The 17,347-nt window shown below is 68.7% G+C and carries 15 protein-coding genes; 8 read left to right on the top strand and 7 right to left on the bottom strand.

Annotation, left to right across the window (positions count from 1 at the left end; genetic code table 11):
- The first annotated feature begins 303 nt into the window (after positions 1 to 303).
- Positions 304 to 1,470 (top strand): PQQ-dependent sugar dehydrogenase, encoded by a 1,167-nt coding sequence (locus H0B54_RS16610; protein ID WP_246472561.1) that lies wholly within the window; start codon positions 304 to 306, stop codon positions 1,468 to 1,470.
- 8 nt (positions 1,471 to 1,478) lie between these two features.
- On the opposite strand, the gene H0B54_RS16605 is transcribed toward H0B54_RS16610, so the two are convergent.
- A complete protein-coding gene (locus H0B54_RS16605) occupies positions 1,479 to 1,703 on the bottom strand; it encodes a DUF1127 domain-containing protein (RefSeq protein WP_188261245.1) in 225 nt (74 codons plus the stop codon).
- 149 nt (positions 1,704 to 1,852) lie between these two features.
- On the opposite strand from H0B54_RS16605, the gene H0B54_RS16600 reads away from it, so the two are divergent.
- Positions 1,853 to 2,692, top strand: coding sequence for a TrmH family RNA methyltransferase (locus H0B54_RS16600; protein WP_188261244.1), 840 nt, complete (start codon positions 1,853 to 1,855; stop codon positions 2,690 to 2,692).
- Here the strand turns inward: H0B54_RS16600 and H0B54_RS16595 are convergent.
- Complete coding sequence (locus H0B54_RS16595) at positions 2,678 to 3,613, bottom strand: LysR substrate-binding domain-containing protein (protein ID WP_188261243.1); 936 nt, start codon at positions 3,611 to 3,613, stop codon at positions 2,678 to 2,680. The genes H0B54_RS16600 and H0B54_RS16595 overlap by 15 nt on opposite strands.
- Before the next feature lie 115 nt (positions 3,614 to 3,728).
- Here H0B54_RS16595 and H0B54_RS16590 point away from each other — a divergent pair, with 115 nt between their 5' ends.
- Positions 3,729 to 5,198, top strand: a complete 1,470-nt coding sequence (locus H0B54_RS16590; protein WP_188261242.1) for a catalase — start codon at positions 3,729 to 3,731, stop codon at positions 5,196 to 5,198.
- A 71-nt stretch (positions 5,199 to 5,269) separates the two neighbouring features.
- Here the strand turns inward: H0B54_RS16590 and H0B54_RS16585 are convergent, their stop codons facing one another.
- Positions 5,270 to 5,683, bottom strand: a complete 414-nt coding sequence (locus tag H0B54_RS16585) for a winged helix-turn-helix transcriptional regulator (RefSeq protein WP_094304214.1) — start codon at positions 5,681 to 5,683, stop codon at positions 5,270 to 5,272.
- A gap of 113 nt (positions 5,684 to 5,796) precedes the next feature.
- On the opposite strand from H0B54_RS16585, the gene H0B54_RS16580 reads away from it, so the two are divergent.
- Positions 5,797 to 6,645, top strand: a complete 849-nt coding sequence (locus tag H0B54_RS16580; RefSeq protein ID WP_188261241.1) for an SDR family oxidoreductase — start codon at positions 5,797 to 5,799, stop codon at positions 6,643 to 6,645.
- A gap of 86 nt (positions 6,646 to 6,731) precedes the next feature.
- Here the strand turns inward: H0B54_RS16580 and H0B54_RS16575 are convergent, their stop codons facing one another.
- From H0B54_RS16575 to H0B54_RS16565, 3 genes are read right to left on the bottom strand one after another with little or no spacing between them, the layout of a single operon-like run.
- Positions 6,732 to 9,809 (bottom strand): MexW/MexI family multidrug efflux RND transporter permease subunit, encoded by a 3,078-nt coding sequence (locus tag H0B54_RS16575; RefSeq protein WP_094304210.1) that lies wholly within the window; start codon positions 9,807 to 9,809, stop codon positions 6,732 to 6,734.
- A 10-nt stretch (positions 9,810 to 9,819) separates the two neighbouring features.
- A complete protein-coding gene (locus tag H0B54_RS16570; RefSeq protein ID WP_188261240.1) occupies positions 9,820 to 11,016 on the bottom strand; it encodes an efflux RND transporter periplasmic adaptor subunit in 1,197 nt (398 codons plus the stop codon).
- Positions 11,006 to 11,722, bottom strand: a complete 717-nt coding sequence (locus H0B54_RS16565) for a TetR/AcrR family transcriptional regulator (protein ID WP_188261239.1) — start codon at positions 11,720 to 11,722, stop codon at positions 11,006 to 11,008. Before H0B54_RS16565 ends, H0B54_RS16570 begins: the two co-directional genes overlap by 11 nt.
- Before the next feature lie 146 nt (positions 11,723 to 11,868).
- On the opposite strand from H0B54_RS16565, the gene H0B54_RS16560 reads away from it, so the two are divergent.
- The 4 genes from H0B54_RS16560 (at position 11,869) to H0B54_RS16545 (ending at position 16,561) form a co-directional block, all read left to right on the top strand.
- Positions 11,869 to 12,309 carry a hypothetical protein gene (locus H0B54_RS16560; RefSeq protein ID WP_246472560.1) on the top strand — a complete coding sequence of 147 codons (441 nt, stop codon included), beginning with the start codon at positions 11,869 to 11,871 and terminating at the stop codon, positions 12,307 to 12,309.
- A gap of 75 nt (positions 12,310 to 12,384) precedes the next feature.
- The gene (locus H0B54_RS16555; RefSeq protein ID WP_188261238.1) at positions 12,385 to 13,911 is read left to right on the top strand and encodes a multicopper oxidase family protein; all 1,527 of its coding nucleotides are present in this window, start codon (positions 12,385 to 12,387) and stop codon (positions 13,909 to 13,911) included.
- A gap of 224 nt (positions 13,912 to 14,135) precedes the next feature.
- The gene (locus tag H0B54_RS16550) at positions 14,136 to 15,188 is read left to right on the top strand and encodes a polysaccharide pyruvyl transferase family protein (RefSeq protein ID WP_188261237.1); all 1,053 of its coding nucleotides are present in this window, start codon (positions 14,136 to 14,138) and stop codon (positions 15,186 to 15,188) included.
- Between the two features lie 86 nt (positions 15,189 to 15,274).
- Positions 15,275 to 16,561 carry a hypothetical protein gene (locus H0B54_RS16545; protein ID WP_188261236.1) on the top strand — a complete coding sequence of 429 codons (1,287 nt, stop codon included), beginning with the start codon at positions 15,275 to 15,277 and terminating at the stop codon, positions 16,559 to 16,561.
- On the opposite strand, the gene H0B54_RS16540 is transcribed toward H0B54_RS16545, so the two are convergent.
- On the bottom strand, positions 16,524 to 17,345 hold the full coding sequence (locus tag H0B54_RS16540) for an ABC transporter permease (protein WP_188261235.1): 822 nt from the start codon (positions 17,343 to 17,345) through the stop codon (positions 16,524 to 16,526). The genes H0B54_RS16545 and H0B54_RS16540 overlap by 38 nt on opposite strands.
- Positions 17,346 to 17,347 lie beyond the last annotated feature (2 nt).

The raw sequence follows: 17,347 nt of genomic DNA, 5'->3' as shown, positions 1-17,347 counted from the left end.
AAGACGTGGGAGAGTAGGTCGCCGCCAGGTCACCACGGCACACGCCACACCACACCGGAGTGGACGCAGCAGGCGTCAGTCACACTCGACAATCGGCTTCATGAACGACAAAGCCGGCGCTTTCCCCTGTGGGAAACGCCGGTTTTTAGTCGTGTCCGGGGTGTTGGCGCGGGCCCCCTCCCTGACCCTCCCCCGCCGCAGGCGGGGAGGGGATCAAGGAGGGAAACTAGGGGCTGGGCGTCTTGTTCGTGGCCGTGGCGCCCCCACCTACCCATCGACAGCGACGATGCGGGAGGACGAGGAATGCGCATGGGCCGAACCGCCGCCCTGATGACCGCCACCACCCTTGCGGCTTGCCTGAGCGTCACGGACGCGAGCGCCGTGGACAAGGTGTTCAAAACCGAAAAAGCGATGGTGTCGGTGAAGACCGTCGCCAGTGGCCTCAGCCATCCCTGGGGACTGGCCTTTCTGCCCGACGGGCGGATGCTGGTGACGGAAAAGGACGGCCGGTTGCGCATCGTGGCGCAGGACGGCACGGTGTCCGCCCCGGTGAAGGGCGTGCCGAAGGTCGACGACCGCGGGCAGGGCGGTCTGCTCGACGTGGCGCTGGACCCGGACTTCGCGCAGAACCGGTTCGTCTATCTCAGCTATTCTGAACCCGGGACGCAGGACGGCACCAACTCCACCGCCGTGGCGCGCGGCGCGCTGAACGCCGATGAAACCGCCCTGACCGACGTCCGGGTGATCTTCTCTCAGAAGCCCAAGGTCGAAAGCCGCATGCATTACGGGTCCCGGCTGGTCTTCGACCGCCAGGGACACCTGTACGTGACGCTGGGCGAACGCTCGTTGGAGCGGTTCCGGACGCAGGCCCAGGATCTCGACTCGCATCTGGGCAAGGTGGTGCGGATCAACCGCGATGGCTCCGTGCCCGCCGACAACCCCTTCGTGAACCGCTCCGGCGCGCTGCCTGAAATCTGGTCCTACGGTCACCGCAACATCCAGGGCGCCGCGCTGAATCCGCAGACCGGCGCGCTGTGGATCAACGAGCATGGCCCGCGCGGCGGCGACGAGGTCAATGTGCCGGAGGCGGGGAAGAATTACGGCTGGCCGGTGGTGTCCTACGGGGTGAACTACAACGGGACGCCGATCGGGACGGGCAAGTCGAGCGCGCCCGGGATGGAGGAGCCGGTGTACCAGTGGACTCCGGTCATCGGCTCCTCGGGCATGACCTTCTACACGGCGGACACGCTGCCCGGCTGGAAGGGCAGCGTGTTCAACGGTGGGCTGGCGACCAAGGAGGTCGTGCGGCTCGAACTCGACGGCAACAAGGTCAAGCATGAGGAGCGCATGTTCCGCGATCTGGGCAAGCGCATCCGGCAGGTTAGCCAGGGGCCGGACGGGGCGCTCTATCTGCTGACCGACGAGAACCGGGGCGAGATCCTGCGGGTGACCCCAGCGGGCAAGCCGTAAGCTCCGGTTCAGCGGCCCTCGTCGCGCCGGCGCGGCTTTTTCAGGAGTTCGGCAGCCATGAGGTCGCAGCGGCTGACGCCGATGTCCCTCAGCAATCGGTCGTCAAGGCGGTCGGGGGTGGCGGCCCGTTGCTTCCGGCGTTCCTTCAAGCTGCGGCAGACTCCCAGCAGGGCGGCGGTGAGTGATTTCGGCAGGATTGCGCCGAAAGCGCGGACGGCGGACAGGGTCGGCATGGGCGGTTCCTCCGTTCAGGCGGGGACTGCCGCCCCGCGTTGCCGGTCCTGTCTAACGGGCTTTGGCCGGTATGGAAGTGGCGCCCTTCACACCGGCCCCGCGCTTTACGACCTTTCGGCGGAGCGCCGGGGGCGCTACACAGTCGCCTATGCCCTCCATCACTCCCCCTTCCGTCATTCCCATAAACGACCCGGACGACCCGCGGATCGCCGCTTACCGCGACGTGAAGGAGCGCGACCTCGTGGGGCGGGAGGGGCGCTTCATCGCCGAAGGGGCGGTGGTGCTGCGGACGTTGTTGACTGCCTCGCGCCACGAAACTGTGTCTCTGCTGATCGCGGACAGGAGGATCGCGGGGCTGGCGCCGATGCTGGAGGCACTGCCCGCCGCGGTGCCCGTTTACAGCGCCCGGCAGGAGGTGTTGGACGCCATCGCCGGCTTCCCGCTGCACCGCGGCATCCTGGGCCTGGGGCGGGCGGCACCGATGCCGGAGCCGGACGCGCTGCTGGCTGCGCTGGGACAGCGGGCGACCGTGCTGGTGCTCTGCGGGATCGGCAACCACGACAATGTGGGAGGGATCTTCCGCAACGCCGCGGCCTTCGGGGTGGACGCGGTGCTGCTTGATTCCGGCTGCTGCGACCCGCTCTACCGCAAGGCGATCCGCGTGTCGGTCGGGGCGGCGCTGCGGGTGCCCTTCGTCCGGATTCCGGCGGGAACCGATCCGGTCGCTCTGCTGGAGCGGCATGGATTCGCCGTCCTCTCGCTGAGCCCGGCGGGAGCGGTCACCCTGGCGGGCCTGCGCCGTCCGGAGCGCGCGGCCCTGCTTCTGGGGTCGGAGGGGCCGGGGCTGCCAGCCTCCGTCCTGGCGCGGACGCGGACGGTGCGCATCCCCATGGCGCCGGATTTCGATTCCCTGAACGTCGCCACGACCAGCGGGATCGTCCTGCACCATCTCGCCTTCATGGCGGAGCCGGACTCAGGCGTCGGCTGAGCACTCAATCCGGCGCAGGCCGGGCGGGGTGGCGTCGCGCAGGCTCTGAGCGAGCGCGCGGAAGCCGGCGGCGCGCGGGTCGCTGGCCCGCCAGACCAAGCCGATGATGCGACCGGGCGGATCGCCCTGGAAGTCGCGGTAGGTGACCAAGCCACCCACCGTCGCCGCCTCCCCATCACCGGTGGCCAGCCGCGGCATCAGCGTGTAGCCGGTGCCGCTGGCGACCATATGGCGCAGCGTCTCCAGCCCGGTGGCGTGGCGCATGCCGCGGGTGGCGGCGCCGCAGGCGGCCAGCGCCTGATCGCGCAGGCAATGCCCCTCCTCCAGCAGCACCAGTTCGCCGGGGTCGAGGTCGGCCAGGGCGATGGAGGGCAGGCTTTCCAGCCGGTGGCCGGCGGGGTGGGCCAGCACGAAGGGTTCGAAGAACAGGGCGTCGCAGGTCAGCCCCTCCGCCTCGACGGGCAGGGCGAGCAGAACGGCGTCCAACCGGCCTTCCCGCAGTTCCTCCAGCAGGCCGTCGGTGCGCCCCTCGGACAGGACGAGCTGGACGTCGGGCAGGTGCCGGCGCATCGCGGGCAGGACGTGGGGAAACAGGTACGGTCCCAGCGTCTGGATCGCCGCGATGGAGAGCGGACCATGCAAGGCCCCTTCCGTCCCGCGGGCCAGCGCCAGCAGGCGGCGCGCCTCCTCCAGGACGACGCGGGCCTGGCGGATCACCGCCTCCCCCTGCGGGGTGGGCAGCACGCGGCGGCTCGTCCGCTCGAACAGGGGGATGCCGAGCAGGTCTTCAAGCTTGCGGATCTGCGCGCTCAGCGACGGCTGGCTGACCGAGCAGCGCTCCGCCGCCTTGCCGAAATGACGCTGCTCGGCCACCGCCACTACATATTCCAGATCGCGAAGGGACAGACCGGCGAGATTCATAGGATCAAGCTATCGAAGCATTTGAAACGATGTCTTGGATATATCAACGAAGCGGCGGGATAACCAGGGGGCAAAGCGGACGCGACAACTGATAAGAAACGCAAGGAGTTGAGCCATGAGCACCCTGACCACTGCCGCCGGCATCCCCGTCGCCGACAACCAGAATTCGCTGACCGCCGGCCCGCGCGGTCCGGTGCTGATGCAGGATTTCCACCTGATCGAGAAGCTGGCTCACTTCAACCGCGAACGCATTCCGGAGCGGGTGGTCCACGCCAAGGGGGCCGGCGCCTACGGCGTCTTCCGGGTGACGAAGGACGTGACGCCCTACACCGCGGCCAAGTTCCTGTCGGCGGTGGGCAAGGAGACGGAAGTGTTCCTGCGCTTCTCCACCGTCGGCGGCGAGAAGGGCTCCGCCGACGCCGAGCGCGACCCGCGCGGCTTCGCCGTCAAGTTCTACACCGAGGACGGCAACTACGATCTGGTCGGCAACAACACGCCCGTCTTCTTCATCCGCGACCCCCTGAAGTTCCCGGACTTCATCCACACGCAGAAGCGCAACCCGGCGACCAACCTGAAGGACCCGACGGCGGTGTGGGACTTCTTCTCGCTGTCGCCGGAGACGATGCACCAGCTGACGATTCTGTTCAGCGACCGCGGCACGCCGCGTGGCTACCGCCACATGGACGGCTTCTCCAGCCACACCTTCTCGTGGATCAACGCGGCGGGTGAGCGCTTCTGGGTCAAGTACCATTTCAAGACCCGCCAGGGCATCCAGAACTTCACGGCGGAGCAGGCCGTGCGCATGGCCGGCGTCGATCCCGACCACGCCACCCGCGACCTCTTCGCCGCCATCCGCGACGGTGACTTCCCGGCCTGGACCGTCTCGGTGCAGATCATGCCGGAGGTGGAGGCCGACGCCTACCGCATCAACCCGTTCGACCTGACCAAGGTGTGGCCGCACGCCGATTACCCGTTGGTCGAGGTCGGCGAGCTGGTGCTGAACCGCAACCCGGAGAACTTCTTCGCCGAGGTTGAGCAGGCCGCCTTCAGTCCGGCCAACGTGGTGCCCGGCATTTCCTTCAGCCCGGACAAGATGCTGCAGGGCCGGCTGTTCGCCTATGCCGACGCGCACCGTTACCGGCTGGGCGCGAACCATCAGGCGCTGCCGGTCAACCGCCCGCACGCCGCGGAGGTCCGCAACCACCAGCGCGACGGGGCCATGCGCTTCGACGGCAACGGCGGAGGCAGCCCGAACTACGAGCCGAACAGCTTCGGCGGGCCGGTGCAGAACCGTGCGGTGGCCGAGCCGCCGCTGCGCATCTCCGGCGACGCCGCCCGCTACGACCACCGCGAGGGCAACGACGACTACGCCCAGGCCGGCGCGCTGTTCCGCCTGATCGGGGCGGAGGCGCAGGAGCGGCTGATGGACAACATCGCCAACTCGCTGGGAGAAGCGCCGGGCTTCATCCAGCGGCGCCAGTTGAGGCACTTCTTCGCGGCGGACCCCGCCTATGGCGCGGGCATCGCGAAGCGGCTGGGGGTGACGGCGGCCGCGGCGACCGAAGAGGCGGCCGTGGCCGGCTGAGCCCAACGCCCGAACACTTGGCACCGCCGGATGCACCCCCCTCGCGTCCGGCGTTTTTTTTGTGGGGTGGGTCAGTCGGCGGTGGCGTCCTGCCGGTTCGCCCAGCCCTCGGCGATCCGCGGCAGGTTGAACTCGATCCAGTCGGCGAGGAGGCGAACCTTTTCCGCGGCCTCCCGCCCCAGCGGCGTCAGGCTGTAGTCGACATGGGGCGGCACCACGTCGTGGGCGGTGCGCTTGACCAGCCCATCGCCCTCCAGCCATTGCAGCGTCTGGGCCAGCATCCGCTCGCTGACTCCACCGATGGTGCGGCGGAGTTCGCTGAAGCGGAGCGTTCCGCCCTCCAACGCGATCAGGACCAGGACGCCCCAGCGGCTGGTGACGTGTTTCAGCACCTCCCGCGACGGACAGGCTGCGGCCATCAGGTCGCCGCGCTGCATCCGCTCCGACAGCGGCAGCGGAATGTAGTCATCGTCCGGTTCCGGCATGGCGGCTCTCCCAATGAAAAACTCCATACTTACATTTATGTACGTACTTACGAAAAGTAAGCAAGTGGTTTAGGTAGGTGGGCACCACCTAACCGCAAACGGGACACCCGACCATGACCATCGCCGTCACCGGTGCCACCGGCCAGCTTGGCCGCCTCGTCATCGCCCGCCTGAAGGAGACGTTTCCGGCTTCCGGCATCGTCGCCCTGGTGCGTTCCCCCGCCAAGGCCGCCGATCTGGGGGTCGAGGCCCGCGAAGCCGATTACGGCAACCCCGACGCGCTCGCCCGCGCGCTGGCCGGCGTCGACACGCTTCTGCTGATCTCGTCGAACGAGATCGGGCAGCGGGCGGCGCAGCACCGCAACGTCGTCAACGCCGCGAAGGCGGCGGGCGTCGGCCGGATCGTCTACACCAGCCTGCTCCACGCCGACCGCTCGCCCCTGAGCCTCGCCGAGGAGCACCGGGCGACGGAGGCGGACATCACGGCGTCGGGCATCCCCTTCACCATCCTGCGCAACGGCTGGTACACGGAGAACCACACCGGTTCGGTCGGCGCGGCGCTGGCCGGGGGCGCCTTCATCGGCAGCGCCGGCGACGGGCGGATTTCCTCGGCCACGCGCGCCGATTACGCCGACGCGGCGGTGGCGGTGCTGACCGGCAGCGGCCATGAGGGCAAGACCTACGAACTTGCCGGCGACGAGGCGGTGACGCTGGCCGACCTGGCCGCGGAAATCTCCCGCCAGACCGGCAAGGACATTCCCTACCGGAACCTGCCGGAAGCGGACTACGCGGCCATTCTCGCCGGATTCGGTCTTCCGGAAGCCTTCGCGAAGGGCATCGCCTCCTGGGACGTCGACGCGTCGAAGGGCGCGCTGTTCGACGACGGGCGCCAGCTGTCGGCGCTGATCGGGCGCCCGACCACGCCGCTGTCCGCCGCCGTGGCCGCCGCTTTGCCCCGATAAAGGCGGGCTGGTCGACAAAGAAAAAGACCCCCTCGCCCGTGCAAGGCGAGGGGGTCCTTCTTTGAGAGGCTACGGTCTGACGACGCTTACTGCGAGGCCGCTGCGATCTCCCGCGCGCGGCGGGAGACCGACGCCGCGTAGTGGTCCTTCGCCAGCACGGTGTAGACCGCCGGCAGGACGAACAGCGTGAACAGCGTGCCGATCAGCATGCCCGACACGATCACCAGACCGATGGAGAAGCGGCTGGCCGCACCGGCCCCGGCGGCGGTCAGCAGGGGCAGGAGGCCCACCACCATCGCCGCCGTGGTCATCAGGATCGGGCGCAGGCGGACACGGGCCGCGTGCTCGATGGCGGTGCGGCGGTCCACCCGCTCGTTGATCTGCATCTCGCGGGCGAACTCCACCATCAGGATGCCGTGCTTGCTGATCAGGCCGATCAGCGTCACCAGACCCACCTGCGTGTAGATGTTCATGGTGGACAGGCCGAAGAACAGCGGCAGCAGCGCCCCGCAGATCGACATCGGCACCGAAATCAGGATCACCAGCGGATCACGCAGCGATTCGAACTGCGCCGCCAGCACCAGATAGATGACCACCAGCGCGAAGACGAAGGTGACCATGAGCTGGCTGCCCTCGGTCACGTACTGGCGCGATTCCGACAGGTAGGAGTGGCCGAAGCCGGCGGGCAGGACCTCGCGGGCCTGCCGCTCCAGGAACTCCACGGCCTGACCCATCGTCACGCCCGGCATCGGCACCGCGGAAAAGGTCGCGGAGGGAAGCTGGTTGTATTTGGTCAGGGCGTTCGGCTCCGTCGCCATCTCGATCGAGACGACGGTGGACAGCGGGATCTGAGCGCCGTTGCCCGCCGTGACGTAGTAGCGGGTCAGCGTCTCCGGCGTCAGGCGCTTGTCGCGCGGGACCTGCGGGATGACCTCGTAGGAGCGGCCGTTCAGGTTGAAGCGGTTGACGTAATTGCCGCCGACCAGGACCGCCAGCGTGTCGCCGATCGACTGCATGGACAGGCCGAGGTCCGCCGCCTTGGAGCGGTCGACATGCAGCCGGACGACCGGGCTGTTGAACTGCAGGTCGCTGTCGGTGACGATGAACATGCCGCTTTCCATGGCCGCGGTCTTGATGCGCTCCATGGCGTTGAAGATGGTCTGGTAGTCGCCGGGGCTGTTGATGACCATCTGCACCGGCAGGCCGCCGGTGGAGCCGGGCAGGGCCGGCGGCGACACCAGGAACACCTGCGTGCCGGACACCTTGCCGAGGTCGGCCTGGACCAGCGGCTGAAGCTCCTTGGCGCTGCGGGTGCGCTCGTCCCACGGCTTCAGGATCATGCCGGCGAAGCCCTGGGTCAGGGTCGGCAGGCCGTTCAGCACGAAGCGGGTGTCGGTCTCCGGATAGTGGGTGAACACCTCGTCCATCTCGCGGCCGTAGGCGTCCATGTAGTCGAGGTTGGCGTACTGCGGCCCCTTGGTGATGCCGAACAGGATGCCCTGGTCCTCTTCCGGCGCCAACTCCGACATGGTGTTGGCGAAGAGGAAGCCGACGCTCAGCAGCACGCCGAAGCCGAACAGCAGGGTCGCTGCCCGGTAGTCCAGCGCGCCGCCCAGACGCCGCCCGTACCAGCCGGACAGCTTCTCGAAGGTCCGGTCGACGAAGCGGGCGAAGCGGCCCTCGTTCATGTCGCGGGTCAGCAGGAGCGAGCACATCATCGGCGACAGCGTCAGCGCCACCACGCCGGAGATGATGACCGACCCCGCCAGCGTGAAGGCGAACTCACGGAACAGCGCGCCGGTCAGCCCGCCGAGGAAGCCGATGGGGGCGTACACGGCGGCCAGCGTGATGGTCATCGAGATGATCGGCCCGATGATCTCCCGCGCGCCGATCAGCGCGGATTCGACGGGCGACTTTCCCTCCTCCAGGTGGCGGTGGACGTTCTCCACCACCACGATGGCATCATCCACCACGAGGCCGATGGCCAGCACCATGGCGAGCAGCGTCAGCAGGTTCAGGCTGAAGCCCATCGCCAGCATGATCGTCGCCGCACCCACGATGGACAGCGGGATGGTCACGATGGGGATCAGCACCGAGCGGAAGGAGCCCAGGAACAGGAAGATCACCACGATGACGATGCCGACCGCCTCCAGCAGCGTCTTCTGCACCTCGTCGATGGAGGCCTGGATGAAGCGGGTGGAATCGTAGACGATCTCCATCTTCAGCGACGGCGGCAGGTTGCGCTCCAGCTCCGGCACCAGCTTGCGGATGTCCTCCACGATGGTCAGCGGGTTGCCGGTCGGCGTGGAGTTGATGCCGATGAAGATCGCCTGCTGGCCGTTCATCGACACGCTGGCGTTGGAGCTTTGCGCGCCCAGCTCGATCTCGGCGATGTCCTTCATGCGGACCAGCGCGCCGTCCTTGGACTTCACCACCATCTGCCGGAACTGCTCGACGTCGGTCAGGCCGGTGTTGGTGGTGATGTTGGAGACGACGAAGACGCCCTTCGCCTGTCCGGGGGCGGACTGGTAGTTGTTGGCCTGGATCGCCGCCCGCACGTCGGCGGCGGCGATGTTGCGCGCGGCCATCCGCTCCGGGTCGAGCCAGACGCGCATGGCGAAGGTCTGGCCGCCCAGGATCTGCGCCTCGGCCACGCCGGACACGGTGGACAGCAGCGGCTGCACCACGCGCGTCAGATAGTCGGAAATGGCCGCCCCGGACAGCTCCGGGCTGGCGAAGCCCATGTAGAGGATGGAGGTCGTCTCGCCCGTGGATTTCAGGATCACGGGGTCGTTGGCCTCGCGCGGAAGCTGGTATTTGACCTGCTGCACCTTCGACATCACGTCGGTCATCGCGACGTTGGGGTTGAAGTTCAGCCGGATGTAGGCGGTGACGAGGCTCACCCCCTGGGTGGAGGAGGAGGTGATGTAGTCGATGCCTTCCGCCGTCGCCACCGCCTGCTCGATGGGCGTCGTGATGAAGCCCTGCATCAGGTCGGGGGAGGCGCCGGGGTAGGAGGTGGTGATGGTGATGACGGTGTTCTGCAGCTCCGGATACTGCCGGATCGGCAGATCCGTCAGCGACCGGACGCCGACCAGCAGGATCAGCAGGCTGACCACCAGAGCCAGGACCGGCCGTCGGATGAAGATGTCGGTGAATGACATGGCCGGGTCCTCAGTTGCGCGGAACGGTCTGCGGCGGCACCAGCGCGCTCGCTTCCGTCGGCACCACGGCGGCACCGTTGTTCAGCTTGAGCTGGCCGGAGGACACCACCCGGTCGCCGGGTTTCACCCCGTCGAGGATCTCCACCTTGCCGTCGAAGCGGTCGCCGGTCTTCACCGGAACACGGTTGGCGACATGGCCTTCCTTGCCCTCGGCATCCTTCTGGGCGGCGACGACGAAGACGCTGTCGCCGTAGACCGTGTAGTCCACCGCGGTTTCCGGAACGACGATGCGGTTCGCGGCCGGCGGCTGGACGACGCGGATGTTGGCGAACATGCCGGGCAGCAGCTTGCGTTCCGGGTTCTGCAGCGTCGCGCGCACCTTGATGGCGCGGGTGTCCGGGCTGACCTGCGGCTCGATGGTCGAGATCACGGCGTCGAAGCTGGCGCCGGGGGCGGCGTCGGCGGAGATCAGCACCGGCTGGCCGACGCGGATCTGGCTCAGCGCCTGCTCCGGCAGGGTGAAGTCGACGAACAGGTTGGCGAGGTCGGTCAGCGTGACGACAGGGCCGCCGGCGCTGACATACTCGCCGACATTCACCTGCCGGATGCCCAACTCGCCGTCGAAGGGGGCACGGATCAGCTTCTGGGCGATCAGCGCCTCGGTCTTCTTGATGTTGGCGTTGGCCTCGTCGAGCTGGGCCTGGTTCTGGTCCACGGTGACCTGCGGGCCGGCCTGGTTGCGCAGCAGGTTGCGGGCGCGCTGCAGGTTGTTCTCGGCCAGCTTCGCCTGGGCGCGGAAGGCCAGCAGGTCGGCCTGCTCGGTGGCGTCGTTGAGCTGCACCAGCGGTTCGCCGGCCTTCACGCGGGCGCCTGACTCGAAGAAGATCTGGGTCACGCGCCCGACCACCTCCGGCGCCACGGTGACCTGCCGGCTGGCGGTCAGGGTGCCGATGGCGGTGGTGTATTTCGGAACGGACTGCGCCGTCGCCTGGGCGACCGAGACGGGGGTCGGCGGCGGCTTGTTGCCGGCGAAGAAGTCGGCGATGGCCTTGTTCCGGAAGTTGTTGAAGGCGTACAGGCCGCCGAACAGCACCGCCAGGATGACGGCCATGATGATGATGCGGAACGCCAGCCGCCCGCGGGTGACCGGACGGCGTGCGGTGGTCCGCTCTGGCGCGTGAGCGGAATGGTGGATGTCACTCGTCACGATCAGCCTCTCTCGAACGGGTCGGTTCTGGTTCTGTTGATTGGGTGCAATGCAATGATGACGTGTAAAGGGCGACCGCCTCCTCCTTCAGGCCGAGGCCGCGCAGGATGAAGGCGACCGCGTCGCGAACGGTGCGCCGCGGCTCGGCCAGGGAGGGGACGAGCGGCGTCGGCGGCAGGTGAATGGTGGCCAGGGTGGAGCCCAGCATTTCGGACAGCCAGAAGGCGTTCTCATTCACCGGGACCGAGGGGATGAGGTCGCCTGAGTCGCGGGCGGCGCGCAACGAGGCCACGAAGGGCGGGGCGATGTGCTCCGACATCCAGCGGCGCACCATGTGGGCGAATTCCCCGTCCTCCAGCAGGCTCATGAAGTAGAGCCGGTAGCGGGGGAGCATGGTGTCGCGGTCGCTGGGCAGGTCGTTGGCGTAGCAGCTCACCATCGCCTGGACATAGGCGACGAGCGTCTTCGTGCTGGGCGGCATCGCCAGGAGCTTCGCCAGATTCTCGTCCCCGTCCACGCAGGAGCGGAAGATCGCCTCGTACAGGGCGGCCTTGCTGGGGAAATGCTTGAAGATCAGCGCTTCCGACACACCGGCGGCCTGCGCGATCTCTTTGGTCGTGGTGGCGGCAAATCCCTTGCGCGCGAACAGCGGAAGGGCCGCGTCGATGATCGCCGCGCGCCGGGCCGAGTTGTCCAGCCGTCCCATGATTAACCTTATAGCATAAGTGAGTACTAACTCACCTTGTTCGGGCTGGAGATACCACGTTGCGTTCGGACTGTCCAGGGTGGTGATCCGGGCGCGAATTTGCGCTTGACCTTCCCGCCGCTGGAAGGTGGAGACTGTGCGGTGTGATGCCGATGCAGGAACGGGAAACGGCGATGGCGCGGGGTGGATGCACCCTTGGCGGGATGGTGCCGGTCGGGCGGCTGGTGGCGGGGCTGCTGATGCTCGCCACGCTGGCGCTGTTCGTGCCGTCCGCCGCGCAGGCGCACGTTCATGCCGGCGCCCATGCCGGCGCTCATGCTCAAGGCCATGCCGCATCCTCGGCTCCAACGCCGGCCGGGATCGTCTGGGTGGGCGATGCCGACCACGCGCCTCCGGCGGACGACGCCTGCGCGGGCAAGAATGGGCTGTCCTGCGGCGGCGCCTGTCCGATGATGCTGTCGGGCATCGCCACCACGGCGGACTTTCCGACGCCGCTCCGGGCTTCCGCGCCCTTCCGGCCCGCCGGCCTGTTGCCGGAGGGAATCGGCCCGCCGCCGGCCCTCAGACCACCGCGCATGGCCGTTTGACCGGACGTCCAAGCCCGAACTGCGCCTTCACCGCGCGCCAAGGGCCGGCATTTCCCAGAAAACGGACATCGCATCATGACGATTCTTCAGACCCGCCGCCGTTTCCTGGCGTCCGCGGCTTCGGTCGCCGCGCTGGGCGGCGTTTCCTCCTTCCTTCCCGCCGTCGCGCGCCCCGCTTGGGCCGGGGCTCCCCACCGCCTCGCCGTCGAGCGGCGCGTGCTGGAGGTGATGGGCAAGCCCGCCTCCGTCTTCGGCATCCGCCAGCCGGACGGCACCTCCGGCCTGTTCCTTGATCCGGAGCAGCGCTTCCTGGTTGATCTGGCGAATCGGGCGGGGGAGGACGCGGTCATCCATTGGCACGGCATGACCCCGCCCTACGCCCAGGACGGCGTGGCCGACGCGAACCGCCCGCTGATCCGCGACGGCGCCAGCCAGGGCTATGATTTCGAACCGCGGCCCGGCACGCACTGGATGCACTCGCACCATGGCCTCCAGGAACAGCGGCTGATGGCGGCCCCCCTGATCGTCCGCACCGCCGAAGACCGGCGCGAGGACGCGCAGGAGGTCACCGTGCTGCTGCATGACTTCACCTTCAAGGACCCCGCCGAGGTGCTCGCCGGGCTGACCGGCGGCACCATGAATCATGGCGGGATGGATCACGGGGGCGGGCATGGCGGGGGACATGGCGGGGGACATGGAAGCGGCCACGGGGGCCATGGCGGTGCCATGCCGATGATGACCCATTCCATGGACATGAAGGGGATGGGCGGCACGACCATGGCCGCTATGGACCTCAACGACGTGGAGTACGACGCCTACCTCGCCAACGACCGGACCCTCGACGATCCGGAGGTGGTGCGGGCGGAGCGCGGCGGACGGGTCCGGCTGCGCCTGATCAACGGGGCGACCTCGACGGCCTTCCACATCGACCTCGGCGCCCTCGATGGGATGGTGGTCGCGGCGGACGGCAACCCGGTCCAGCCGGTGACCGGGCGGCGCTTCGGCATGGTCATGGGCCAGCGGCTGGACATCCTCCTCCAGCTTCCCGCCGAGGGTGGCGCCTTCCCCATCCTGGCGCAGCGGGAAGGGGAGCGCCAGCGCACTGGCATCATCCTCGCCACCCCCGGCGCCACGGTGGGCAAGACCGCCGGCCTTGCCGACAGTGCCGCCGGGCCGGTGGACCTGTCATTGGAGCGGCGGCTGACGGCGCTCGACCCTCTGGCGCCGCGCCCCACGGATGCGGCCTTCACCATCCGTCTCACCGGCGGCATGGCCCCCTATGTCTGGACCATCGACGACCGTCCCTTCGGCGAACACCGGCCGCTGACCGTCCGCAAGGGGCAGCGCGTGACCGTCACCATGGTCAACGAAAGCCCGATGGCCCACCCGATGCACCTGCACGGCCAGCATTTCCAGGTGACCGCGCTCAACGGGACGGCGCTGGCCGGGGCGGTGCGCGACACGGTGCTGGTGCCGATGAAGGGTTCCGCCACCATCGCCTTCGACGCCGACAATCCGGGGCGCTGGCCGTTGCATTGCCACAACCTTCTGCACATGGCGACGGGGATGATGACCGAGTTGGTGTGCGAACAAACTATATGAACACGAATATTCCGGCGCGGCCCGACCGCGCCGGAACGGTTACCGCAAAAGCTCCGTGCCGGTTCGGACGGATGAAACCGGCAAATCCAGGCGCATTCCTTTGGGAGCGAACTTTCACGCATCACTCCCATTCACATTGGACCGGGACGTGTCACTTCTCTTCCATCTCCGGGGGCGGCGACCAATGTTCCGGGACCAATCTTCTGCGGGGGCGGCCATTGGCCATGGATACGTGGTGTTATGACGGCGGTGCCGGGGGGCGCTCGACCAGAGAATCTGTTGGCGGGTCTGGTGGTGGGTCTGCCGGTGGTGCCGCCGCCGGTGCGGCGGACCTCTGGCTGGATCCGGACCTTGCGGCCCTGGAGGCGCTGTCGCTGAGGGTGCGGGACGCGGTTTTGCCGCATTTGGGCAGCGGGCCGGCTGTCTATGCGGACATCCCGGTCCATCTGAACGTCGGGGACCTGCTGATCAACCAGGCGGCGGAAGCCCTGTTCACCGACGGCGGTGTGGACATCCGGGAGCGGGTGACGCTGGGCAACGCCCGGCGCCTGCTGCGTCGCCAGCGCGACGGTCAGGCGGCGATCCTCCTGCACGGCGGCGGCAATTTCGGCGACCTCTACCCCCATCACGAGACGTTTCGGCAGAAGGTGCTGGAGAGCTTCCCGTCCAGCCGCATCGTGCTGCTGCCGCAGACCGTCTATTACCGCGACCACGACCGGCTGCGCCACGACATGAAGCGCTGGGCGGTCCACCGCAATCTGGTCTTCATGGCGCGCGACGCGCCGTCGCTCGAACTGGTGCGGCCCTTTCTGGGGGAGCGGGCGATCCAGGTGCCGGACCTCGCGCATTACCTGACGCGCTATCCGACGCGGCTGACGCCGGTGCGCCCGGCTCACGACACGACCCTGCTCGTCATGGCCCGGCGCGACCAGGAATGCGCGGGGCGTCACTGGCTGCGCCAGGACTCGCCGGTCTTCGACTGGGAGGATTTGTGCGGGCCGGAGGATTTCGCCGGCTTCGCGCTGGCCGCCCGGCTGATCCGGCTGGACGACGCGGTGCCGCTTCCCGCCGATCCGCTGCGGGGCTGGTATCCCATCCGCGACCGGCTGGTCCGCAAGGCCGTCGCGCATTTCGGCGCGGCCAACGCCGTGGTCACCAACCGCCTGCACGGGATGCTGCTGGCCCTGATGATGGGACTGCCGGTGCAGGTGCGCGACAACTCCTACGGCAAGCTGACCAACTACATCGACAGCTGGCTCACCGGCTGCAAACGATAAGGCGCCGGGAAACGATTATCGGGAACGATTGCGGCCGGCATCCGTCTCTCATCCCGGAACACGGGCTGAAGAGGGCGTCGGGACGCATGGCGGGCAAGGGGCTGCACATCGGCATCGAGGAGACGGCGAGCGGCGGTCTGGTCCGCCGCACCGTCCTGCTGTCCGAGGACGGCGCCCGCCGCCGGCACCGCGTGGTCTACGAGTTCGAGGACCCGGCCGGGACGGCGGACCGGCCAATGGACGGGACGGTCATGGCTGTTCTGTTCCACGCCATGCAGCGGGGCCTTCCCGTCCATGTGCATGGTCCTCTGACCCGCACGGCGCTGCACAACATCGACACGCTCCAGGGCGTGTGGCGGCGCTGGCGTCCGGACCGCTACCGGACGGTGGAGATCATCCCGGAGACGGTCGTCGACCGCACCGCGCCTAAGCCGGGGCGCCGGGCCATCGCCGCCTATTCCAGCGGGCTGGACAGCACCTTCACCATTCTGCGCCACCGGCTTCTCCTGCCGCCGGAGCGGCGCCACACCGTCGGCGCGCTCCTCATGGTGCACGGCTTCGACGTGGAATTGGACCGCCCCGAGGATTTCGAGCGGCTCGTCGAGCGCACCCGGCCCTTTCGCGATCTGGTCGGTCTGGACCTGCGCGTGGTGCGCACCAACAGCAAGGAGCTGCATCTTCAGAACTGGCAGGATTCCCACGCGGCGGAACTGGCGGCGTGCCTGCATCTCTACGAAGCGGAGTTCGAGTTCGGGCTGATCGGCAGCACCAAACCCTACGACGCGCTGGTCATCCCCTACGGCACCACGCCCATCGCCGACCATCTGCTGTCCGGCGACGGCTTCTCCATCGTGCATGACGGGGCCGCCTATTCCCGGACGGAGAAGGCCGCGGCGGTCGCCGCCCATCCGGAGGCGGTGCGCTCCCTGCGCGTCTGCTGGGAGGGGGCGGAGCAGTTCCGGAACTGTGGCGTGTGCGAGAAGTGCGTGCGCACCCGGATGAACTTCGCCGCCGCCGGGGTGCTCGCCCCGGACTGCTTCGACGGGCCGCTGGACCCGACCCGCATCGCCGGCATCCCCGTGCGCAACGAGCCGCAGGCGGCGGAACTCCGCTCCATCCTCGACTACGCCCGCCAGAACGCGGTGGAGGGGGAGTGGCTGGAGCGGCTGAAGGAGCGGGTGCGCGCCATCCAGCCGGACCTTGGCCAATCCGATCTTGGCCAATCCGATCTTGGCTCTCCCGAGCCCCGTCCTGTCCGGGCGATGAAGGGCGCCGCCGCGTCGCTGCGGCAGGCGGCGGTGGGATTGCTCGACGCGATGGAGCTGAAGCAGCCGCTCAAGCGGGTCCGCAACCGGCTGCGGGCCCGCGGCTGAACCGGCCCTTTCGCACTCGGTCGTCCCGCCGCGCGCCAAGCAGCCGCATCGCCACCAGCATCAGCAGCGCCGCCGCCAGAAGCAGGATGGCGCAGGCCACCGCAATGCCCGTCTCCCCGGTCGCGATGTTGAGGAAGACGGCCATGGGCAGCGTCTCGGTCTTCAGGCGGGTGGCCCCGGCGACCATCAGCGTGGCGCCGAACTCGCCCAGTGCCCGCGCCCAGGCGAGCACGGCGCCCGCTGCGATGCCCTTGGCGGCCAGCGGCAGCTCCACCCGCCAGAACACCGCCCAAGGGGCCGCGCCCAGCGATTGCGCCGCGACGGCGTAGCTCCGGTCGACGGATCGGAAGGCCGCCGTGGCGGTGCGCACCACCACGGCGGTGGACACGAAGGCCAGGGCCACCACCACGCCGGCGGGGGAGAACAGCAACGTCATTCCCAGCGCCGGGAACGGCCCGTTGCGCCCGAGCAGGAACAGCAGCCCCAGCCCGGCGACCAGCGGCGGCATGACCAGTGGCACGTCCAGCAGCGTGTCGAGCAGGATCTTCCCCGGAAAGCGCCGCCGCGCCATCAGGTAGGCCGCGGGCAGGCCGAGGGCCAGCGCGATTCCCAGCGCCGCGACGGAGGTCAGCGCCGACAGCCGCAGCGCGAACAGCGTCTCCGCCGCGGCCAGGGCGGCCCAGAGATCGCCCGGGGGCAAGCGGGCCAGCAGGGCGCCCAGCACGCCCGCGATCATCAGGGCGACGACGGCGAGCGGCAGGGCCAGCAGGGTGGCGAAGCCCATCC

Origin of the sequence: Azospirillum tabaci (assembly GCF_014596085.1) — a bacterium.
In the GTDB taxonomy this organism is placed as follows: Bacteria; Pseudomonadota; Alphaproteobacteria; order Azospirillales; family Azospirillaceae; genus Azospirillum; species Azospirillum tabaci.
This window is presented reverse-complemented; position numbering and strand designations above follow the sequence as displayed.